Origin of the sequence: Streptomyces sp. 130, from assembly GCF_007096885.1 — a bacterium.
Classification (GTDB): Bacteria; Actinomycetota; Actinomycetes; order Streptomycetales; family Streptomycetaceae; genus Streptomyces.
Genome location: NZ_VJNO01000040.1, coordinates 1 through 20,869, shown reverse-complemented (window position 1 = coordinate 20,869; position 20,869 = coordinate 1). Strand labels below are relative to the sequence as shown.

The window sequence follows — 20,869 nt, the reverse complement described above, 5'->3', positions numbered from 1 at the left end:
GCGGGGCCGAAGTTGTGCGCCACTTGAGATCAGCTCACCCCATGTCCGATGCCGCGGCCCCGCCCCAGGGAGGCCTTACGTGACCAGTACATCGCCAGGATCCGGACCGGAGTCCGGGGCCCGTTCGGCCCACCCGGACCACCTCGGCCATGTCATCTTCATCACCGCCGCGGCCGCGATGGGCGGTTTCCTGTTCGGCTACGACAGCTCCGTGATCAACGGCGCCGTCGAGGCGATCCGCCACCGTTACGACATCGGTTCGGGAACGCTCGCCCAGGTCATCGCCATCGCGCTCATCGGCTGCGCGATCGGCGCCGCCACGGCCGGCCGGATCGCCGACCGGATCGGGCGCATCCGCTGCATGCAGATCGCCGCCGTCCTGTTCACCATCAGCGCCGTGGGCTCCGCGCTCCCCTTCGCGCTCTGGGACCTGGCGATCTGGCGCATCATCGGCGGCTTCGCGATCGGCATGGCCTCGGTGATCGGCCCCGCCTACATCGCCGAGGTCTCACCGCCCGCCTACCGGGGCCGCCTCGGCTCCTTCCAGCAGGCCGCGATCGTCATCGGCATCGCCATCTCCCAGCTCGTCAACTACGGCATCCTGCAGATCGCCGACGGCGACCAGCGCGGCAAGATCGGCGGACTCGAAGCCTGGCAGTGGATGCTCGGCGTGATGGTCGTCCCCGCCGTCCTCTACGGGCTGCTCTCCTTCGCGATCCCCGAGTCGCCGCGCTTCCTGCTCTCCGTCGGCAAGCGGGAGCGGGCCCGGGAGATCCTCGAAGAGGTCGAGGGCAAGGGCGTCGACCTGGACGCCCGGGTCGAGGAGATCGAGACGGCGATGCGCCGTGAGCACAAGTCGACCTTCAAGGACCTGCTCGGCAGCCGCTTCGGCTTCCTGCCGATCGTCTGGGTCGGCATCGGCCTGTCGGTGTTCCAGCAGCTCGTCGGCATCAACGTGGCGTTCTACTACTCCGCGACGCTGTGGCAGTCCGTCGGCATCGACCCGACCGACTCCTTCTTCTGGTCGTTCACCACGTCGATCATCAACATCATCGGCACCGTCATCGCGATGATCCTGGTGGACCGCGTCGGCCGCCGCCCGCTCGCCCTCGTCGGCTCCTGCGGCATGGCGGTCGCCCTCGCCTTCGAGGCGTGGGCCTTCTCCGCCGCCCTGGTCGACGGGAAGCTGCCGACCGCCCAGGGCGCGGTCGCCCTCGTCGCCGCGCACGTCTTCGTGCTCTTCTTCGCCCTGTCGTGGGGTGTGGTGGTCTGGGTCTTCCTCGGCGAGATGTTCCCCAACCGCATCCGCGCCGCCGCGCTCGGCGTCGCCGCCTCCGCGCAGTGGATCGCCAACTGGGCGATCACCGCCAGCTTCCCGAGCCTCGCGGACTGGAACCTCTCGGGCACGTACATCATCTACGCCTGCTTCGCGACGCTCTCGATCCCCTTCGTCCTCAAGTTCGTGAAGGAGACCAAGGGCAAGGCGCTGGAGGAGATGGGCTAGGACCCTTCGTCGGGGCGGCCCGGGCGCGGCAGCAGCGCGTACAGGCCGCCCGAGACGAGGGCCGTGGCCGCCCAGCCCAGGCCGCTGCGGCCCGGCCAGGTATCGGCCAGCGGACCGGTGAACCACTGCACGCCGGTGAACAGCAGCCCCACCGCGAGCCCCGCGCCCCACGCGGCGAGGGCGGGCCAGGCCACGCCTCCCGTGTACCAGTACGCGTCCCCCCGGCCGGTGTCCATGAGCCCCACCGGGTCGTAGGCACGGCCGCGCAGCATGTCCGCGGCGAAGACCCCGATCCACGCCGAGAACGTCACCGCGAGCAGGCGCAGGAACGACACGAAGGCGTCGATGAAGCTGCTGGCCACCATCATCAGGAGCGCGCCCAGGAACAGACTGATCGCCGCGTTCACCCCGACGGCCCAGGCGCGCGGCACGGTGAAGCCGAGGGTCTGCGCGGTGAAGCCGGCCGAGTACATCGACAGCGCGTTGATCAGCACCATGCCCGTGACCGCGACGGCCAGATACGGGACGGAGAGCCAGGTCGGCAGCAGGGCGCCGATGAAGGAGACCGGATCACGGGTCAGCGCGAGCTCCGGCGTCCGCACCGCCATCACCGCCCCCATCACCACCAGCGGCACCAGCACCACCAGCGCCCCGCCCACCGTCGCCGCGACCATCGCCCGGCCCGAGGAGGCGCGCGGCAGATAGCGGGTGAAGTCCGGACCGGACGGCGCCCAGCTGATCCCCCCGGCCGTCAGCGTGCCGATGCCCGCGACCACCATCGACACCGGCCCCGCCGGCCGGTCCAGCACGGCGCGCCAGGGCACCGCCACGACGAGATGCGCCAGCACCAGGACGCTGAAGGCGCCGAAGAGGTACGCCGACCAGGTGCAGCACACCCGCAGCGCCCGCAGCCCGAGCCCCGACAGCAGAAAGCTGCCCGCCACGAAAGCGACCAGGGTCGCCATGATCAGCGTCGGCGTGCTCCGGACCCCGAACAGCACATCGCCCACGGTCAGCAGGGCGTACGCGCCGGTGACCGCGTTCATCGTCTCCCAGCCCCACCGCGCCACCCAGATCAGCGCCCCCGGCGCCAGATTGCCCCGCACGCCGAAGACCGCCCGCGACAGCGCCAGGCCGGGGGCACCGCCGCGCTTTCCGGCCAGCGAGACGAAGCCCACCAGGCCGAACGAGATCAGCGGCGCCACCACCGAGGCCACCAGCACCTGCCAGAAGCTCAGCCCGTTCAGCACGACGAGCCCCGCGCCCACCGTGAGGAGCAGCACGGTCATGTTGGCCGTGGCCCAGGTGGGGAAGAGGGCGCGGACCCGGCCGGTGCGCTCCTCGTCGGGCACGGGGTCCAGGCCACGGGTTTCCACGGCCAGGATCGTACCTTTCCGGCATACCGGGCCTCACGACCGCGAGACGGCGCGAGCCCGCGAGTCCGTGCCGCACCCGTCCCTTCCCCGATTGCCGGTCCGGGTGACTGATACTGGGTGGGTTATGGAATTCGTCATCCTTGCTGTAGTCATCGCCCTGGTCGCGGTCGGCGTGATCAGCGGGCTCGTGGTCAGCAGCCGCAAGAAGAAGCAGCTGCCCCCGGCACCGTCGAGCACGCCGACCATCACACCTCCCGCCGAGCCCCGTGTCGGCGAGGAGGCCGAAGAGCCGCGCGAGGAGTCGCGCCGCACCATCGAGGACGTCGCGGCCCCGCCCGCCGAGGCCGAGCCGGAGACCGTGGCGCCCGAGGCGCCCGCCGCCCCCGCGCTCGACGTGCCCGAGCCCACCGCCGGCCGGCTCGTCCGGCTGCGCGCCCGCCTCGCCCGCTCGCAGAACACCCTCGGCAAGGGGCTCCTCGCGCTCCTGTCCCGGGACAATCTGGACGAGGACACCTGGGAGGAGATCGAGGACACCCTCCTCACCGCCGACGTCGGCGTCGCCCCCACCCAGGAACTGGTCGAGCGCCTCCGCGAGCGCGTCCGCGTGCTCGGCACCCGCACGCCCGAGGAGCTGCGCGGCCTGCTCCGCGAGGAGCTGCTCGCCCAGCTCGGCACCGACTTCGACCGTGCCGTGAAGACGGAGGGCGGCCTGGAGACCCCCGGCGTCGTGATGGTCGTCGGCGTCAACGGCACCGGCAAGACCACCACCACCGGCAAGCTGGCCCGGGTGCTCGTCGCCGACGGCCGCAGCGTCGTGCTCGGCGCGGCCGACACCTTCCGGGCCGCCGCCGCCGACCAGCTCCAGACCTGGGGCGAGCGCGTCGGCGCGCGTACCGTGCGCGGTCCCGAGGGCGGCGACCCGGCGTCCATCGCCTTCGACGCCGTCAAGGAGGGCATCGCCGAGGGCGCCGACGTGGTGCTCATCGACACCGCCGGCCGGCTGCACACCAAGACCGGCCTCATGGACGAGCTGGGCAAGGTCAAGCGGGTCGTGGAGAAGCACGGCCCGCTGGACGAGGTGCTGCTCGTCCTGGACGCCACCACCGGACAGAACGGCCTGGTGCAGGCGCGGGTCTTCGCCGAGGTGGTCGACATCACCGGCATCGTCCTCACCAAGCTGGACGGCACCGCCAAGGGCGGCATCGTCATCGCCGTCCAGCGCGAGCTGGGCGTCCCGGTCAAGCTCGTCGGGCTCGGCGAGGGTCCGGACGACCTCGCCCCGTTCGAGCCGGAGGCGTTCGTGGACGCGCTGATCGGGGACTGAGCCCCACCGGACAGCTCCGAAGCCCGGCCGTTTCGCGCGGCCGGGCTTCTCGCTGTCCGGACGGTACGCGGCGTACGCGGCTCAGCCGCAGGGCGCCGCCCACCGATGGCAGAGGTACGCCAGCGTGCCCAGCAGCAGCCGGGCCTCCGGAGGCGTCGCGCTGTCGGGCCCGGGCGCCCGCAGCCAGCGGACCGGTCCGAGCCCGCCCCGGTCCGAGGGCGGCGCCGTGATGTGGCTGCCCGGGCCGAGCCCCCGCAGATCGAGCCCCGCGTCGTCCCAGCCCATCCGGTACAGCAGCCGGGGCAACTGGTCGGCGGCCCCCGGCGCGACGAAGAACTGCGCCCGGCCCTGCGGGGTCACCGAGACCGGGCCCAGCGGCAGGCCCATCCGCTCCATCCGCACCAGGGCCCGGCGCCCGGCCCCCTCCGCCACGTCCAGCACGTCGAAGCTCCGGCCCACGGGGAGCATCAGCGGGGCGCCCGGCACCTCGGCCCAGGCGCGTGCCGCCGCGTCGAGCGTCGCCCCGGCGGGCACCTCCCGGGCGGACTCCAGCGGATGCGCGCCCGGGGCGGCGCAGCTGGGGGCCCCGCAGGAGCAGAGGCCGCCCGCCGCGCGGGCACCGGGCACCACGGCCCAGCCCCACAGTCCGGTGTACTCCGCCACCTCCGTACCGCCGGCGGCGGCCGAGCGGGCGCGGCGCCGCGCGCCGGTGCGCATCTCGCGGATTCCGATCGTGAAGCCCATGCCCCCTCCAACGGGTCCGGTTCGCCGGTGGTTACGAAGAGGAGCGTGCAACCGCCCGCGCGCCCCCGGGCGCTTCCTCGCGCCCGTGCGAATCGTCCTGTCAAGTGAATCGCGGCCCACCGGGGTGGCGTTCAATCGAAGGGGTGGCGAATGGTGGCGATTTCGCGCAGGGCCTCGCGGGGCCGGTGATCGCGGGATTACCGTCGGTACACGAACCGTGGAAGTATGTGCGCCCGTGGGTATGCCGCAGGCAACCCGGCTTTCTGTTCGAGCGGGCCCAACGCCCGTGCGGGCACCATGAGTTCGGAGCATTCTGATAGTGCTTCGCGCGACACGTATTCGGCGGGATGGGGGCTTATCCGTGAGTGGCAGCGGCGCAGGCGAGACGAATGCCGGCAAGCGCCCGAACGGGCAATTGGGATCGTGGTTCGTGCGCAGCGGCTGGTCGAAGGGCGAGCTGGCGCGGCAGGTGAACCGCCGGGCGCGCCAGATGGGCGCGCACCACATCAGCACCGACACCTCCCGGGTGCGGCGCTGGCTCGACGGCGAGCAGCCGCGCGAGCCGATCCCGCGCATCCTGTCCGAGCTGTTCTCGGAGCGCTTCGGCAGCGTCGTCGCCGTGGAGGACCTGGGGCTGCGCACCCCGCACCAGGCACCCTCCGTGGCCGGTGTGGACCTGCCGTGGGCGGGCCCGCAGACCGTGGCCCTGCTCAGCGAGTTCTCGCGGAGCGACCTGATGCTCGCCCGCCGGGGCTTCCTCGGCAGCTCCCTCGCACTCGCCGCCGGCCCCGCGCTCATCGAGCCCATGCAGCGCTGGCTGGTTCCGGTCGCGGCCGCCCCCGCCGCCGAGCCGGAAGCCGATGTCGCCCGCCGCCCGTCCCGGCTCTCCGACCCCGAGCTGGACCTGCTGGAGTCGACCACCGCGATGTTCCGCCAGTGGGACGCGCAGTGCGGCGGCGGCCTGCGCCGCAAGGCCGTCGTCGGCCAGCTCCACGAGGTCACCGACCTGCTCCAGGAGCCCCAGCCCGCCGCCACCTCCAAGCGCCTGTTCCGCTGCGCCGCCGAACTGGCCGAGCTGGCGGGCTGGATGAGCTACGACGTCGGCCTCCAGCCCACCGCCCAGAAGTACTTCGTGCTCGCCCTGCACGCCGCCAAGGAGGCCGGCGACAAGCCGCTCGGCTCGTACGTCCTGTCCAGCATGAGCCGGCAGATGATCCACCTCGGCCGCCCCGACGACGCCCTGGAGCTGATCCACCTCGCCCAGTACGGCAGCCGTGACTGCGCGACCCCGCGCACGCAGGCCATGCTGTACGCGATGGAGGCCCGCGCCTACGCGAACATGGGCCAGCCCAGCAAGTGCAAGCGGGCGGTCCGCATGGCCGAGGACACCTTCCTGGACGCCGGCGTCGACGGCGAGCCCGAGCCCGACTGGATCCGCTTCTTCTCCGAGGCCGAGCTCAACGGCGAGAACTCCCACTCGTACCGGGACCTCGCCTATGTGGCCGGCCGCAGCCCCACGTACGCCTCGCTGGCCGAGCCCGTCATGCGGAAGGCCGTCCAGCTCTTCGGCGAGGACGACGAGCACCAGCGCTCCTACGCGCTCAATCTGATCGGCCTCGCCAGCGTCCACCTCCTCAAGGGCGAGCCCGAGGCGTCGACGGTGCCGGCCGAGCAGGCACTGCGCGTCGCCAAGAAGGTGCGCTCCGAGCGGGTCAACACCCGGCTCCGCAAGACCGTCGACACCGCCGCCAGGGACTTCGGGGACGTGCCCGAGGTCGCCCGGCTCACCGAACTCCTCATCGAACAGCTGCCCGAGACCGTGGAAACCGTCTAGCGACGGCCACCGGGCCCTTCGACCCCGGCCACGACGATCACCCAGCACAGACCGACTTCGGCTCCCCCCATTGCCAGGTCAACGGGTGATCGCCGTGGCCGGTTCGTGTGGTCGTTCCCCTGCCGGAGCGTCGTAACCGCACCGTATGCGGCCCAGGCCGCACAGTGGGCGCGAGCGCGGGTACGGCCTGCGCGGTTCATGGGGACGTAACACGTCGCTTCCCTTCGTCACTGCCGCGAAACATCGCGGCGCACCGGCCGAAACGGCGCTGGGCGAACCTCATGGCCCATAACAGGCCCGCACGTTCCCCAGTGGTCCCGCAGTGGTTGTGCCCCCACCGCCCGCACGCGGCCGCACCGACGACGAGGAGACGCCGATGCCCCCAGGCATCACGACGCTTGCCGCAGACACCCCGACGCTGTCTGCCGCCAACACCGGCTTCATGCTCATCTGCTCGGCCCTGGTGATGCTCATGACCCCGGCCCTCGCCTTCTTCTACGGAGGCATGGTCCGCGTCAAGAGCACCCTCAACATGCTGATGATGAGCTTCATCAGCCTCGGGATCGTCACGGTCCTGTGGGTGCTGTACGGCTTCAGCCTCGCCTTCGGGACCGACGCCGGATCGGTCATCGGCTGGAGCCAGGACTTCGTCGGCCTCAGCGGGATCGGCGTCACGGAGCTCTGGGACGGCTACACCATCCCGGTCTACGTCTTCGCCGTGTTCCAGCTGATGTTCGCCGTCCTCACGCCGGCCCTGATAAGCGGTGCCCTCGCCGACCGGGTCAAGTTCACCTCCTGGGCCCTGTTCATCACGCTGTGGGTCACCGTCGTCTACTTCCCGGTCGCGCACTGGGTGTGGGGCGCGGGCGGCTGGCTGTTCGAGCTCGGCGTCATCGACTTCGCCGGCGGCACCGCCGTCCACATCAACGCGGGCGCCGCCGCCCTCGGCGTGATCCTGGTGATCGGCAAGCGCGTCGGCTTCAAGAAGGACCCGATGCGTCCGCACAGCCTGCCGCTGGTCATGCTCGGCGCCGGTCTCCTCTGGTTCGGCTGGTTCGGCTTCAACGCCGGCTCCTGGCTCGGCAACGACGACGGCGTGGGCGCGGTCATGTTCGTCAACACGCAGGTCGCCACCGGTGCGGCGATGCTCGCCTGGCTCGCGTACGAGAAGATCCGCCACGGCGCCTTCACCACCCTGGGCGCCGCCTCCGGCGCGGTCGCCGGACTCGTCGCCATCACCCCGGCCGGCGGCGCGGTCAGCCCGCTCGGCGCCATCGCGGTCGGCGCGATCGCCGGTGTGCTGTGCGCCATGGCCGTCGGCCTCAAGTACACCTTCGGCTACGACGACTCCCTCGACGTCGTCGGCGTCCACCTCGTCGGCGGCATCGTCGGCTCCCTGCTCGTCGGCCTCTTCGCCACCGGCGGCGTCCAGTCCGACGCCAAGGGCCTCTTCTACGGCGGCGGGCTCGACCAGCTCGGCAAGCAGGCCGCCGGCGTCTTCGCGGTCCTCGCGTACTCTCTCGTCGTCTCCGCGCTGCTCGCCTTCCTGGTCGACAAGATCCTCGGGATGCGCGTGGACGAGGACGCCGAGGTCTCCGGCATCGACCAGGTCGAACACGCCGAGACCGCGTACGACTTCAGCGGCGCCGGCGGCGGCACGGCCTCCCGCACCGCGGCCCCCGCCCCCGGCCCGGCCGCCCCGACGAACAAGAAGGTGGACGCATGAAGCTCATCACCGCGGTCGTGAAGCCCCACCGCCTCGACGAGATCAAGGAAGCCCTCCAGGCGTTCGGCGTCCAGGGCCTCACCGTCACCGAGGCCAGCGGCTACGGACGCCAGCGCGGCCACACCGAGGTCTACCGGGGCGCCGAGTACACCGTCGACCTCGTTCCCAAGATCCGCATCGAGGTCCTGGTCGAGGACGAGGACGCCGAACAGCTCCTCGACGTCGTCGTCAAGGCCGCCCGCACCGGCAAGATCGGCGACGGCAAGGTCTGGACCGTCCCCGTCGAGACGGCCGTCAGGGTCCGTACGGGCGAACGCGGCCCGGACGCCCTCTGACCGGCCCCGCCGGCTGTTTCGCACGGCTCCGCACACGGAAAGGGCAGCTTGGTGACGAGCACCGAAGCGACCACCGAATCCGAGGACTCGCGCCCCAGCGGCTACGCGGCGGCCCGGCTGCTCCTTCTCCAGGAGAAGGAACGGCCCGGGCCGCCGCGCCGTGCGGCCCTCGCCGCCCTCACCGACGACTGGCTCACCGCCCTCTTCACCGGCGCCGCCCGGCACGCCGGGGTCCGGGGCGCCGCCCTCGTCGCCGTCGGCGGCTACGGCCGCGGCGAACTCTCCCCGCGCAGCGACCTCGACCTCCTCCTGCTGCACGACGGCACCGCCGACGCCACGGCCGTCGCCGCCCTGGCCGACCGGATCTGGTACCCCGTCTGGGACCTGGGCCTCGCCCTCGACCACTCCGTACGCACCCCCGCCGAGGCCCGGAAGGCCGCCGCCGACGACCTCAAGGTCCAGCTCGGCCTGCTGGACGCCCGCCCCGTCGCCGGCGACCTCGGCCTCGTCGCCTCCCTGCGCACCGCGATCCTCGCCGACTGGCGCAACCAGGCCCCCAAGCGCCTGCCCGGCCTCCGGGAGCTCTGCCGCGAACGCGCCGCACGCCACGGTGAGCTGCGGTTCCTCCTGGAACCCGACCTCAAGGAGGCCCGCGGCGGCCTGCGCGACGTCACCGCCCTGCGCGCCGTCGCCGCCTCCTGGGTCGCCGACGCCCCCCGCGAAGGACTCGCCGACGCCCGCCGCGTCCTCCTCGACGCCCGCGACGCCCTCCACCTCACCACCGGCCGCGCCACCGACCGCCTCGCCCTCCAGGAACAGGACCAGGTCGCCCAGGCCCTCGGCCTCCTCGACGCCGACGCCCTGCTCCGCCAGGTCTACGAGGCCGCCCGCACCGTCTCGTACGCCGCCGACGTCACCTGGCGCGAGGTCGACCGGGTCCTGCGCGCCCGCTCCGCCCGGCCCCGGCTGCGCGCCCTGCTCGGTGGCGGCCGGACCCCCGCCCCCGACCGGACCCCGCTCGCCGACGGCGTCGTGGAGGCCGACGGCGAGGCCGTGCTCGCCCGCACCGCCCGGCCGGAACGCGACCCGGTGCTCGTCCTGCGCGCCGCCGCCGCGGCCGCCCAGTCCGGACTGCCCCTCTCCCGCCACGTCGTACGCCACCTCGCCACCACCGCCCAGCCGCTCCCGGTGCCCTGGCCGGCCGAGGCCCGCGAGGAGCTGGTCACCCTGCTCGGCGCCGGCGAGGCCACGATCCCCGTCTGGGAGGCCCTGGAGGCCGAAGGGCTGATCACCCGCCTGCTGCCCGACTGGGAACGCGTCCACTGCCGCCCCCAGCGCAACCCGGTCCACACCTGGACCGTCGACCGCCACCTGGTCGAGACGGCCGTCCGCGCCGCCTCGCTCACCCGCCGCGTCGGCCGCCCCGACCTGCTGCTGGTCGCCGCCCTGCTGCACGACATCGGCAAGGGCTGGCCCGGCGACCACTCCGTGGCCGGTGAGGTCATCGCCCGCGACATGGCCGCCCGCATCGGCTTCGACCCGCACGACGTGGGCGTCATCGCCGCCCTCGTACGCCATCACCTCCTGCTCATCGAGACCGCCACCCGGCGCGACCTGGACGACCCCGCCACCGTCCGCGCCGTCGCCGACGCCCTCGGCAGCACGGCCACCCTGGAGCTGCTGCACGCCCTCACCGAGGCCGACGCCCTGGCCACCGGGCCCGCCGCCTGGTCCGCCTGGCGCGCCTCCCTCGTCACCGAACTCGTCGCACGCGTCGCCCAGGTGCTGGCCGGAGAGGCCCCCGAGGAGCCCGAGCCCGCCGCCCCGAGCGCCGAGCAGGAACGCCTCGCGATCGAGGCGTTGCGCACCGACGCCCCCGTCCTCGCCCTGCACACCCGGCCCGAGACCCCGCACGACGAGGACGGCCCGGCCCCGGTCGGCGTGGAACTCCTCATCGCGCTCCGCGACCGGCCCGGCGTGCTGCCCGCCGCCGCCGGGGTCCTCGCCCTGCACCGCCTCACCGTCCGCGCCGCCGACCTGCGCGCCGTGGAGCCGCCCGCGGAGCTCGGCGACTCCGCGGACCTGCTGCTGCTCAGCTGGCGGGTGGCCGCCGAGTACGGCTCGCTGCCCTCGGCGGACCGGCTGCGCGCCGACCTCGTACGCGCCCTGGACGGCACCCTGGACATCCCCGCCCGCCTCGCCGAGCGGGAGGCGGCCTACCCCCGGCGACGCGGGGTGAAGGCCCCGCCGCCCCGGGTGACGGTGGCCCCGGCGGGCTCCCGGCTCGCCACGGTGATCGAGGTCCGCGCGCAGGACGCCCCGGGGCTGCTGCACCGCATCGGGCACGCGCTGGAGCAAAGCGCCGTACGGGTGCGGAGCGCGCACGTGTCGACGCTGGGGGCGAACGCGGTGGACACGGTCTACGTCACGGACGCGGAAGGGGAGCCGCTGTCGGCGCAGCGGGCGGCGGAGCTGGCCCGGGAGCTGGAGAAGGCCCTCGGGTGAGGCAGGTCCCGGGCGAGGTCTTGGCGTTCTCCGGCGTCCGGATACCCTGGGAACCTACTGACCCGACCCGCCCCCGACCCTGAGGACCGACGAGCGCCGTGTTCGATACTCTCTCCGACCGCCTTGCCGCGACTTTCAAGAACCTCCGGGGCAAGGGCCGCTTGTCCGAGGCGGACATCGACGCCACGGCTCGCGAGATCCGTATCGCCCTGCTCGAAGCCGACGTGGCGCTGCCCGTCGTCCGGTCCTTCATCGCCAATGTCAAGGAGCGGGCGCGCGGGGCCGAGGTCTCCCAGGCCCTCAACCCCGCCCAGCAGGTCGTCAAGATCGTCAACGAGGAGCTCATCTCCATCCTCGGCGGCGAGACCCGGCGGCTGCGGTTCGCCAAGAACCCGCCCACCGTGATCATGCTCGCCGGCCTCCAGGGTGCCGGTAAGACGACCCTCGCCGGAAAGCTCGGCCTCTGGCTCAAGGGCCAGGGCCACTCCCCGCTGCTCGTCGCCTGCGACCTCCAGCGCCCCAACGCCGTGAACCAGCTGAGCGTCGTCGCCGACCGCGCCGGTGTCGCGGTGTACGCCCCCGAGCCGGGCAACGGCGTCGGCGACCCGGTCCAGGTCGCCAAGGACTCCATCGAGTACGCGAAGACCAAGGTCCACGACATCGTGATCGTGGACACCGCCGGCCGCCTCGGCATCGACCAGGAGCTGATGCGGCAGGCCGCGGACATCCGCGACGCCGTCAGCCCGGACGAGATCCTGTTCGTGGTCGACGCGATGATCGGTCAGGACGCGGTCAACACCGCCGAGGCGTTCCGCGACGGCGTCGGCTTCGACGGCGTGGTGCTCTCCAAGCTCGACGGCGACGCCCGCGGTGGTGCCGCCCTGTCGATCGCCCACGTCACGGGCAAGCAGATCATGTTCGCGTCGAACGGCGAGAAGCTGGACGACTTCGACGCGTTCCACCCGGACCGCATGGCGTCCCGGATTCTCGACATGGGTGACCTGCTCACCCTGATCGAGCAGGCGGAGAAGACCTTCAGCCAGGAAGAGGCCGCCAAGATGGCCTCCAAGCTGGCATCCAGCAAGGGCAAGGACTTCACCTTCGACGACTTCCTGGCCCAGATGGAGCAGGTCAGGAAGATGGGCTCCATCTCCAAGCTGCTCGGCATGCTGCCCGGCATGGGTCAGATCAAGGACCAGATCAACAACATCGACGAGCGCGACATCGACCGCATGGCCGCGATCATCAAGTCGATGACCCCGAAGGAGCGCGCCGACCCGACGATCATCAACGGCTCGCGCCGGGCCCGTATCGCCAAGGGTTCCGGTTCCGAGGTCTCCGCCGTCAAGGGGCTGGTCGAGCGGTTCTTCGAGGCCCGCAAGATGATGTCGAAGATGGCGCAGGGCGGCGGCATGCCGGGGATGCCCGGGATGCCGGGCATGGGCGGCGGCCCGGGCCGGCAGAAGAAGCAGGTCAAGCAGGCCAAGGGCAAGCGCAAGAGCGGCAACCCGATGAAGCGCAAGGCCGAGGAGCAGGCCGCGGCGGCCCGCCGCGAGGCCGCGCAGAACGGCGGCGCTCCCGGTCTGCCCGCCGGCCAGAGCGGTCAGAACTTCGAGCTGCCGGACGAGTTCAAGAAGTTCATGGGCTGACGACCGCGTCGCTCGTGCCGGAGGGGCGCCCGCCCCGTGTCGTGTGGTGGGCGCCCCTCCGGCGTACGGTCACGTCGTGCAGACCAGGTACCGGAACACGTTGGACATCCACACCGTGCCGTCCGGGCGCCGGTGCGGGTGCAGGGCCTCGGCGAGCTCCTTCTCCACCTGCCACCGGTCCGTCGCCCGGACCGCCGCCTCGAACAGCCGGGTCGACAGCAGGCCGCGGACCGCGCTGTCCATGTCCGCGTAGCCGAACGGGCAGGCCACCCGGCCGGAGCCGTCCGGCCGCAGCCCGGACCGGAAGGCCACGTCCTCCAGATCGTCGCGGCGCGGTCCGCGCCAGCCGCCGCCCGGTCCGCGCCCGTCGTCGGCGAGCCGCCCGGCCACCCGGAGCACCGCCTCCGTGGCGCACCGCTCCGGCGGGCCCCAGCCGGTCAGGACGACCGTGGCGCGCCGGTCCGCCGACGGCACGGCGGTCTCCAGCGCCCGCACCAGATCCTCGCCGTCGCCCGCCTCGCAGCCGATCGGGGTGAACGCGGTGATCAGGTCGTGCGGCCCGGCGTCCGCCGCGGCGGCGACGCTGTCCGTGAGCAGCGGGGCGGCGGCGGGCGCGCCGCGGTCCTCCGGTGCGGGGAGCAGCCGGGTCCGGGCGAGGGCGAGCCGGTCGGGGTCGGTGTCCACGCCGGTGACCCCGGCGCCCCGGCCCACGGCCATCAGCAGCGCCAGGCCGGAGCCGCAGCCGAGCGAGAGCATCCGCGTGGCGGGCCCCACCTCAAGGCGTGTGTACACCGCTTCGTACAGCGGTGCCAGCATCCGTTCCTGGATCTCCGCCCAGTCGCGGGCGCGGGAGGCGCCGTCCGCGGGGGCGGACGACTCCGTGTGCCGGTGGTGCCGAACGAGCGTTGGTGTCATGGAATGCGCCCCAATCCGCCGAGGTTGCCGGTTCTGCCGATCGGTCGTGCCCGAGTGGACGGCCGTCCCGTCCAGTGACGCGCGCTTCCCCCGTATGCCAGAGAACTGCGCATCCGCCGCCGCGTCCAGAGGTCTGCGGAACGTGGTTGTCCGCGCTGCCGTCCGGCGCACGACGGCACCGGCGCACCCGGACGGCGGGGACGCCCCGGGGGGCCGTCCCGTCCTCTGCCGGTCCAGTCTCACCCGACACGCCGGTGGGGGCACGTCGAGCACGTCAGGGCGGTGCGGGTATCCTCGCCCCCTGCCGGCCGCGCCCGCAGGGGGCGCGTACCGCGTCTACGCGCGCAGGCGTACGCGCCGCTACGTACCGGCTTGGTGCGAGCTGTGCGGCTTCTCCGCAGATCAGCGCACCCGCCCTCGTCGCGACGCATGAAGGTCAACCGACTGGTACGTGCAAATTATTTGGGATGGCCCGGAATCGGAACACCGAGGGCCCCGCGCTCGTTGGTCACGACGTGAGCACGACACCACCTGTACTTGCCGCAGAGCTGGCGCAGGCGTGGGCCGACATTCAGCGGTACCACCCCGAGCTGCCCGATCTCGCCGCACCCGAGTCCCTGATCGGAGAGTCCTCGTCCGCCTGTGGCGCCGAGCTCTCCTTCGAGCGACTGCTCCACGAGGCAGTCCACGGCATCGCCGCCGCCCGAGGTGTCCGCGACACCTCGCGCGCCGGCCGCTATCACAACCGACGATTCCTGGCGATCGCCGAGGAGCTGGGCCTCGACCATGCCGAGGAGCCCCATCCCAGCAGCGGCTTCTCGCTGGTCACGCTCAATCCCGAGGCCAAGCGCCGCTACCGGCCGACGACGGAACGGCTGCAGCGCGCCCTCAAGGCGCACACCGTGGCCACCGCCGCCGACACCAAGCGCTCCTTCCGCGGCCCGGCCGCCCGGCACGGCTCCTCCGGAGGGGGCGTGCGGGTCAAGGCCGTCTGCGACTGCGGGCGCAACGTGCGCGTGGTCCCCTCGGTCCTCGCCCAGGCGCCGATCGTCTGCGGCGGCTGCGGCAAACCGTTCAGAATCCCGGAGACCGCGGTCGCGGTGGGGTGAGCCGATGGGGTGTGGCACAATGGCTAGCTGTACTCGACAGTCGCACAGGACCCCTCTCTCCTCCGGCTGACGCGTCCATCGGGCACCCGAGTACCGCAACCCCACGTGGCATTTTCGTTGTGCCCAACCACGTCATAGACCAGGAGACACCACTTCCGTGGCAGTCAAGATCAAGCTGAAGCGTCTGGGCAAGATCCGTTCGCCTCACTACCGCATCGTCGTCGCCGACTCCCGCACCCGCCGTGACGGCCGGGCCATCGAGGAGATCGGTCTGTACCACCCGGTGCAGAACCCGTCGCGCATCGAGGTCAACTCGGAGCGTGCGCAGTACTGGCTGTCCGTCGGCGCCCAGCCGACCGAGCCGGTTCTCGCGATCCTGAAGCTCACCGGCGACTGGCAGGCGCACAAGGGCCTCCCGGCCCCCGCGCCGCTGCTGCAGCCGGAGCCCAAGGCCGACAAGCGCGCCCTGTTCGACGCCCTCTCCGGCGACGGTGAGGAGTCGAAGGGCGAGGCCATCACGCCGAAGGCGAAGAAGGCCGACAAGAAGGCGGACGAGGCTGCTGCCGCCTCCGCCGAGTCGACCGAGGCCTGAGCATGCTCGAGGAGGCTCTCGAGCACCTCGTGAAAGGCATCGTCGACAACCCCGACGATGTGCAGGTCGCCTCGCGCAACCTGCGCCGTGGCCGCGTGCTGGAGGTCCGGGTCCACCCCGACGACCTCGGCAAGGTGATCGGCCGCAACGGCCGCACCGCACGCGCGCTGCGTACCGTCGTGGGCGCCATCGGCGGCCGTGGCATCCGTGTCGACCTCGTCGATGTGGACCAGGTTCGCTGACAGAGTTGAACACCGGCACGGGCCGGGGAGGGCCAAGCGCCCGCCCCGGCCCGTCGTCGTACGACAGGAGAGAAATCAGGTGCAGTTGGTAGTCGCGCGGATCGGTCGCGCCCACGGCGTCAAGGGCGAGGTCACCGTCGAGGTGCGCACGGACGAACCGGAGCTGCGGCTCGCGCCCGGCGCCGTCCTGGCCACCGATCCCGCCACGGCGGGCCCGCTGACGATCGAGACCGGCCGGGTGCACAGCGGCAGGCTGCTGCTGCGCTTCGCGGGCGTCAAGGACCGTACGGCCGCCGAGGCGCTGCGCAACACCCTGCTGATCGCCGACGTGGACCCGGCGGAGCTCCCGGAGGACCCCGAGGAGTTCTACGACCACCAGCTGATGGACCTCGACGTGGTCCTCGCGGACGGCACCGCGATCGGGCGGATCACCGAGATCACGCACCTGCCCTCGCAGGACCTCTTCATCGTGGAGCGGCCGGACGGCAGCGAGGTGATGATCCCGTTCGTGGAGGAGATCGTCACCGAGATCGACCTGGAGGAGCAGCGCGCGGTGATCACCCCGCCGCCCGGCCTGATCGACGCGAGCGAGGCGGTCGTCGCCTCCGCGCGCGAGGAGTCGGCGTCCGGGTCCGAGGCCCCCGGGGCGAAGGCCGAGGACGCCTGATGCGGCTCGACGTCGTCACGATCTTCCCCGAGTACCTGGAACCGCTGAACGTCTCCCTGGTCGGCAAGGCCCGCGCGTCCGGCCGCCTCGACGTCCAGGTGCACGACCTGCGCGACTGGACGTACGACCGGCACAACACCGTGGACGACACCCCGTACGGCGGCGGCCCCGGCATGGTCATGAAGACCGAGCCGTGGGGCGAGGCGCTGGACGAGGTCCTGGCCGACGGCTACGAGGCCGGCGCGCACTCCCCGGTCCTGGTGGTGCCCACACCGAGCGGCCGGCCGTTCACGCAGGAGCTCGCCGTCGAGCTCTCCGAGTGCCCCTGGCTGGTCTTCACCCCGGCCCGCTACGAGGGCATCGACCGGCGCGTCACCGAGGAGTACGCCACCCGGATGCGGGTGGTCGAGGTGTCCATCGGCGATTACGTGCTGGCGGGCGGGGAAGCCGCGGTGCTGGTGATCACCGAGGCGGTGGCCCGGCTGCTGCCCGGCGTCCTCGGCAACGCGGCCTCCCACCAGGACGACTCCTTCGCCCCCGGCGCGATGGCCAATCTGCTGGAGGGCCCGGTCTACACCAAGCCGCCCGAGTGGCGCGGCCGGGGCATCCCCGACGTGCTGCTCAGCGGCCACCACGGGCGCATCGCCCGCTGGCGGCGGGACGAGGCGCTGCGGCGTACGGCCGCCAGCCGGCCCGATCTGATCGAGCGGTGCGAGGCGTCCGCCTTCGACAAGAAGGACCGGGAGATGCTCTCCATCCTCGGCTGGTCCCCGGAGCCGGGCGGCCGATTTTGGCGCAGGCCCGAGGCCGTGGAAGAATAGGCTGCTGCTGTCCGTCCGGCGTGCGCCCCTGCCACAGGGGGACACGACGCCCGTCCGACGCGATCGGCCCCTAGCATTCATCACTCTCCCGTCGATGACCTGTGGCATCGGCGAAGAAAGCAGACAACATGGCTTCCCTGCTCGACGACGTCAATGCCGCGTCGCTGCGTACCGACATCCCGGCCTTCCGCCCGGGTGACACGGTCAACGTCCACGTCCGCGTGATCGAGGGCAACCGCTCCCGTGTCCAGCAGTTCAAGGGCATCGTCATCCGCCGCCAGGGCGCGGGCGTCAGCGAGACCTTCACGGTCCGCAAGGTCTCCTTCAGCGTCGGCGTCGAGCGCACCTTCCCGGTGCACAGCCCGATCTTCGAGAAGATCGAGCTCGTGACCCGCGGTGACGTCCGTCGCGCCAAGCTGTACTTCCTCCGTGAGCTGCGCGGCAAGGCCGCGAAGATCAAGGAGAAGCGCGACCGCTGAGCTGACTGCCTGGTCCACAGGGTGTCCGGTTAAGCTCTGGCCCCGATGGACACGCAAGCAGAACTCCAGGAGCGCGATCCCTCCTCCGCACCCGATACGGGGCCGGGGGAGGGGTCGCGCTCCTCGCGTGTCCGGGACCGGCTCAGCGGGCTGCCGTCGTGGCGGCTGTCCTGGCGGGGCACGCTCGGGCTCGGCGCCGTCTGCGCGGTGTTCGCGCTCCTCTTCAGCACCTTCGTGGTGCAGCCCTTCCTGATCCCCAGCGGTTCGATGGAGCGGACGCTCCGGGTGGGCGACCGGGTGCTCGTCAACAAACTCGCGTACCGTTTCGGCGCCGTCCCGCGCCGCGGTGACGTGGTGGTCTTCGACGGCACCGGCTCGTTCGTACGCGAGGGGGCGGAGCGGAACCCCGTCTCCGCGCTGCTGCACGGGGCCGCCGCGTCCCTCGGGCTCGCCGAGCCCGCCGAGACCGACTTCGTGAAGCGGGTGGTGGGCGTGGGGGGCGACCGGGTGGTCTGCTGCGACGCACGGGGCCGGATCGAGGTGAACGGCCGGCCGCTGGACGAGGACTACCTCTTCCCCGGGGACGCGCCCTCGAAGGTCCCCTTCGACATCGTGGTGCCGGAGGACACCCTGTGGATGATGGGCGACCACCGTGCCCGCTCCCGGGACTCCCGCGACCACCTGGGAGAGCCGGGCGGCGGCATGGTGCCGGTGGACCGGGTGATCGGGCGGGTCGACTGGTTCGGCTGGCCGCTCGGCCGGGCGGGCTCGCTGCCGGGGACCGACGCCTTCGACTCCGTACCGGCGCCCGGCCCGTCCCATGGGTAGCCACGGGCGCCACGGTGTCCCGGCGGCGGACAAAGGCCCGCGCTCCCTGCCCACCCGGGCCGAGCGGCGCAAGCTGGCCCGCAAGGTCAAGCGCAAGCGGCGCGGATCGGCCGTACGGGAGATCCCGCTGCTGATCACGGTGGCACTGCTGATCGCCCTCGTCCTCAAGACCTTCCTCGTACAGGCGTTCGTGATCCCGTCCGGGTCGATGGAACAGACCATCCGGATCGGCGACCGGGTGCTCGTGGACAAGCTGACGCCCTGGTTCGGATCGAAGCCGCGGCGCGGCGACGTCGTGGTGTTCCGCAACCCCTCGGACTGGCCGCCGCCGAACCCGGAGAGCTCCGAAGAGCCACCCGTCGTCGTCAAGCAGGTGAAGCAGGTGCTCACCTTCGTCGGGCTGCTGCCGTCGGACGACGAGCAGGACCTGATCAAGCGGGTCGTGGCCGTCGGCGGCGACACCGTGAAGTGCTGCGGGACGGACGGGAGGCTCCTCGTCAACGGCGTGGCGGTCGAGGAACCGTACATCTATCCCGGGGACGCACCCTCCACCGTCAAATTCGAGGTAAAGGTTCCGGAGGGCCGCCTCTTCGTCATGGGGGACCACCGCTCCAATTCCGCCGATTCGCGCTTCCACATGGACAAGACGGCGCACGGCACGATCTCCGAGGACGCGGTCGTGGGACGGGCCAAATGGATCGTCTGGCCCTTCGGACACTGGGCCGGCCTCGAAAAGCGCTCGGCCTTCGCCTCGGTCCCGGACGCGCGCGCCGGTACGGGGGCCGCCTCGGGGCCGTCGAATAGTGTGTCCAGTGATCCAGGCGGATTGACGCGGCTCCCGACCCCTGCGGAACTCCCGCTCGTTATGGGAGTGGTGGGCCTGCGTCGGCTAGGACGCGGGCGGTGGCACGGAATAAGGAGTGGATGTGGGGGATTTGGCGGTCGGCGCACGATCCGGACACGACGAACCCGAGGACCGGCCGGGCCGTTCGGCACATTCCGAGTCCGCCGGTGCGGCGGAGGACGGGACGACGGTGAGCGGGACGGACAGTGACGGCGGCGCGTCCGGGGGCGGCACGGCCCGGAAGAAGAATCCCCGCCCGTTCTGGAAGGAGCTGCCGCTCCTCATCGGTGTCGCCCTGGTGCTGGCGCTGCTGATCAAGACGTTTCTGGTGCAGGCGTTCTCGATTCCCTCGGATTCGATGCAGAACACGTTGCAGCGGGGTGACCGGGTCCTGGTGGACAAGCTGACGCCGTGGTTCGGTTCGGAGCCGGAGCGCGGCGAGGTCGTCGTCTTCCACGACCCGGGCGGCTGGCTGGAGGACAGCCAGGCCCCCGAGCCGAACGCGGTGCAGAAGTTCCTCAGCTTCATCGGCCTCATGCCCTCGGCCGAGGAGAAGGACCTGATCAAGCGGGTCATCGCGATCGGCGGTGACACCGTGGAGTGCAAGAAGGGCGGCCCGGTCCAGGTCAACGGCAAGGCGCTGGACGACAAGTCCTTCATCTTCGAGGGCAACAGCGCCTGCGACGACGAGCCGTTCGGGCCGATCAAGGTGCCCAAGGGCCGGATCTGGGTCATGGGCGACCACCGGCAGAACTCCCTGGACTCCCGTTACCACCAGAACCTGCCGGGCGGCGGCACCGTCTCCAACGACGAGGTGGTCGGCCGGGCCATCGTGATCGCCTGGCCGGTCAGCCGCTGGGCGACCCTCCCGGTCCCGAAGACCTTCGACCAGCCCGGCATCAACGCCGCCGCCGCGGCGGCCCCCGGGGTGATCGGCCTCGCGGGCGCGGTGCCCCTGGTGCTCTGGCGCAGGCGGCGCCGGGCCACGACCGCCGGCACAGTGAGGAACGACGCGTGAGCGATCTGGCAGACGGACGGTCCGAGCGGGAACAGTCCACGCGTGAAGCGGAGCCTGCCGCCGTCCCGGCCCCGGCTTCCGCCCCCGACGACAGCACCGGTGGCACCGACAGCACCGACGCCGCCGCGGACAAGAAGAAGAACAACCGGCCGTTCTGGAAGGAACTGCCGCTCCTCATCGGCATCGCGCTGGTCCTGGCCCTGTTCATCAAGACGTTCCTGGTGCAGGCGTTCTCGATCCCCTCGGATTCGATGCAGAACACGTTGCAGCGGGGCGACCGGGTCCTGGTGGACAAGCTGACGCCGTGGTTCGGTTCGGAGCCGGAGCGCGGCGAGGTCGTCGTCTTCCACGACCCGG

20 protein-coding genes are annotated in these 20,869 nt (G+C 72.1%); 17 read left to right on the top strand and 3 right to left on the bottom strand.

Going from position 1 to position 20,869, the window contains the following annotated elements; translation table 11 throughout:
- Positions 1-79 precede the first annotated feature (79 nt).
- On the top strand, positions 80-1,504 hold the full coding sequence (locus FKN01_RS26715; protein ID WP_143624964.1) for a sugar porter family MFS transporter: 1,425 nt from the start codon (positions 80-82) through the stop codon (positions 1,502-1,504).
- On the opposite strand, the gene FKN01_RS26710 is transcribed toward FKN01_RS26715, so the two are convergent.
- Complete coding sequence (locus tag FKN01_RS26710) at positions 1,501-2,880, bottom strand: cytosine permease (RefSeq protein ID WP_143624962.1); 1,380 nt, start codon at positions 2,878-2,880, stop codon at positions 1,501-1,503. The genes FKN01_RS26715 and FKN01_RS26710 overlap by 4 nt on opposite strands.
- Before the next feature lie 124 nt (positions 2,881-3,004).
- On the opposite strand from FKN01_RS26710, the gene ftsY reads away from it, so the two are divergent.
- The gene (gene ftsY / locus FKN01_RS26705) at positions 3,005-4,204 is read left to right on the top strand and encodes a signal recognition particle-docking protein FtsY (RefSeq protein WP_143624960.1); all 1,200 of its coding nucleotides are present in this window, start codon (positions 3,005-3,007) and stop codon (positions 4,202-4,204) included.
- A gap of 81 nt (positions 4,205-4,285) precedes the next feature.
- Here ftsY and FKN01_RS26700 read toward each other — a convergent pair whose 3' ends face one another.
- Complete coding sequence (locus FKN01_RS26700; protein ID WP_143624958.1) at positions 4,286-4,948, bottom strand: bifunctional DNA primase/polymerase; 663 nt, start codon at positions 4,946-4,948, stop codon at positions 4,286-4,288.
- Positions 4,949-5,309: 361 nt separating this feature from the next.
- Here FKN01_RS26700 and FKN01_RS26695 point away from each other — a divergent pair, with 361 nt between their 5' ends.
- The 5 genes from FKN01_RS26695 (at position 5,310) to ffh (ending at position 12,997) form a co-directional block, all read left to right on the top strand.
- Complete coding sequence (locus FKN01_RS26695; RefSeq protein ID WP_143624956.1) at positions 5,310-6,782, top strand: hypothetical protein; 1,473 nt, start codon at positions 5,310-5,312, stop codon at positions 6,780-6,782.
- A 376-nt stretch (positions 6,783-7,158) separates the two neighbouring features.
- Positions 7,159-8,508 carry an ammonium transporter gene (locus tag FKN01_RS26690; RefSeq protein WP_143624954.1) on the top strand — a complete coding sequence of 450 codons (1,350 nt, stop codon included), beginning with the start codon at positions 7,159-7,161 and terminating at the stop codon, positions 8,506-8,508.
- On the top strand, positions 8,505-8,843 hold the full coding sequence (locus FKN01_RS26685) for a P-II family nitrogen regulator (protein ID WP_018102395.1): 339 nt from the start codon (positions 8,505-8,507) through the stop codon (positions 8,841-8,843). Before FKN01_RS26690 ends, FKN01_RS26685 begins: the two co-directional genes overlap by 4 nt.
- Positions 8,844-8,894: 51 nt before the next feature.
- A complete protein-coding gene (locus FKN01_RS26680) occupies positions 8,895-11,348 on the top strand; it encodes a [protein-PII] uridylyltransferase (RefSeq protein ID WP_143624952.1) in 2,454 nt (817 codons plus the stop codon).
- A 98-nt stretch (positions 11,349-11,446) separates the two neighbouring features.
- Positions 11,447-12,997 carry a signal recognition particle protein gene (gene ffh, locus FKN01_RS26675; RefSeq protein ID WP_143624950.1) on the top strand — a complete coding sequence of 517 codons (1,551 nt, stop codon included), beginning with the start codon at positions 11,447-11,449 and terminating at the stop codon, positions 12,995-12,997.
- Between the two features lie 69 nt (positions 12,998-13,066).
- On the opposite strand, the gene FKN01_RS26670 is transcribed toward ffh, so the two are convergent.
- Positions 13,067-13,912 (bottom strand): class I SAM-dependent methyltransferase, encoded by an 846-nt coding sequence (locus FKN01_RS26670; RefSeq protein WP_143624948.1) that lies wholly within the window; start codon positions 13,910-13,912, stop codon positions 13,067-13,069.
- Positions 13,913-14,427: 515 nt separating this feature from the next.
- Here FKN01_RS26670 and FKN01_RS26665 point away from each other — a divergent pair.
- The 10 genes from FKN01_RS26665 to lepB (FKN01_RS26620) all read left to right on the top strand — a co-directional run.
- On the top strand, positions 14,428-15,021 hold the full coding sequence (locus FKN01_RS26665; protein WP_018521397.1) for a hypothetical protein: 594 nt from the start codon (positions 14,428-14,430) through the stop codon (positions 15,019-15,021).
- A gap of 157 nt (positions 15,022-15,178) precedes the next feature.
- Positions 15,179-15,613 carry a 30S ribosomal protein S16 gene (rpsP, locus tag FKN01_RS26660; protein ID WP_143624947.1) on the top strand — a complete coding sequence of 145 codons (435 nt, stop codon included), beginning with the start codon at positions 15,179-15,181 and terminating at the stop codon, positions 15,611-15,613.
- A 2-nt stretch (positions 15,614-15,615) separates the two neighbouring features.
- Positions 15,616-15,855: an RNA-binding protein gene (locus FKN01_RS26655; protein ID WP_005311361.1), complete on the top strand. Its 240-nt coding sequence runs from the start codon at positions 15,616-15,618 to the stop codon at positions 15,853-15,855.
- 79 nt (positions 15,856-15,934) lie between these two features.
- Positions 15,935-16,522: a ribosome maturation factor RimM gene (gene rimM, locus FKN01_RS26650; protein ID WP_143624944.1), complete on the top strand. Its 588-nt coding sequence runs from the start codon at positions 15,935-15,937 to the stop codon at positions 16,520-16,522.
- A complete protein-coding gene (gene trmD, locus FKN01_RS26645; RefSeq protein ID WP_143624943.1) occupies positions 16,522-17,343 on the top strand; it encodes a tRNA (guanosine(37)-N1)-methyltransferase TrmD in 822 nt (273 codons plus the stop codon). The genes rimM and trmD overlap by 1 nt, the downstream gene beginning before the upstream one ends.
- Positions 17,344-17,471: 128 nt before the next feature.
- Positions 17,472-17,822 (top strand): 50S ribosomal protein L19, encoded by a 351-nt coding sequence (gene rplS / locus FKN01_RS26640; RefSeq protein ID WP_073963715.1) that lies wholly within the window; start codon positions 17,472-17,474, stop codon positions 17,820-17,822.
- Positions 17,823-17,867: 45 nt separating this feature from the next.
- Positions 17,868-18,650, top strand: coding sequence for a signal peptidase I (gene lepB / locus FKN01_RS26635; protein WP_143624941.1), 783 nt, complete (start codon positions 17,868-17,870; stop codon positions 18,648-18,650).
- Complete coding sequence (gene lepB, locus FKN01_RS26630) at positions 18,643-19,704, top strand: signal peptidase I (protein ID WP_143624939.1); 1,062 nt, start codon at positions 18,643-18,645, stop codon at positions 19,702-19,704. The genes lepB (FKN01_RS26635) and lepB (FKN01_RS26630) overlap by 8 nt, the downstream gene beginning before the upstream one ends.
- Positions 19,586-20,512: a signal peptidase I gene (lepB, locus tag FKN01_RS26625; protein WP_143625023.1), complete on the top strand. Its 927-nt coding sequence runs from the start codon at positions 19,586-19,588 to the stop codon at positions 20,510-20,512. Before lepB (FKN01_RS26630) ends, lepB (FKN01_RS26625) begins: the two co-directional genes overlap by 119 nt.
- On the top strand, positions 20,509-20,869 hold a 361-nt coding region (lepB, locus tag FKN01_RS26620), incomplete at its 3' end, for a signal peptidase I (protein ID WP_143624937.1). The genes lepB (FKN01_RS26625) and lepB (FKN01_RS26620), both read left to right, overlap by 4 nt.

Excerpts from the sequence above, each read along its gene's own strand:
- FKN01_RS26700 (WP_143624958.1), bottom strand. The coding sequence starts at position 4,948 with ATGGGCTTCACGATCGGAATCCGCGAGATGCGCACCGGCGCGCGGCGC.
- FKN01_RS26685 (WP_018102395.1), top strand. The coding sequence starts at position 8,505 with ATGAAGCTCATCACCGCGGTCGTGAAGCCCCACCGCCTCGACGAGATC.
- FKN01_RS26670 (WP_143624948.1), bottom strand. The coding sequence starts at position 13,912 with ATGACACCAACGCTCGTTCGGCACCACCGGCACACGGAGTCGTCCGCC.
- lepB (WP_143624939.1), top strand. The coding sequence starts at position 18,643 with ATGGGTAGCCACGGGCGCCACGGTGTCCCGGCGGCGGACAAAGGCCCG.
- rplS (WP_073963715.1), top strand. The coding sequence starts at position 17,472 with ATGGCTTCCCTGCTCGACGACGTCAATGCCGCGTCGCTGCGTACCGAC.
- FKN01_RS26690 (WP_143624954.1), top strand. The coding sequence starts at position 7,159 with ATGCCCCCAGGCATCACGACGCTTGCCGCAGACACCCCGACGCTGTCT.
- lepB (WP_143624941.1), top strand. The coding sequence starts at position 17,868 with ATGGACACGCAAGCAGAACTCCAGGAGCGCGATCCCTCCTCCGCACCC.
- FKN01_RS26655 (WP_005311361.1), top strand. The coding sequence starts at position 15,616 with ATGCTCGAGGAGGCTCTCGAGCACCTCGTGAAAGGCATCGTCGACAAC.
- ftsY (WP_143624960.1), top strand. The coding sequence starts at position 3,005 with ATGGAATTCGTCATCCTTGCTGTAGTCATCGCCCTGGTCGCGGTCGGC.
- trmD (WP_143624943.1), top strand. The coding sequence starts at position 16,522 with ATGCGGCTCGACGTCGTCACGATCTTCCCCGAGTACCTGGAACCGCTG.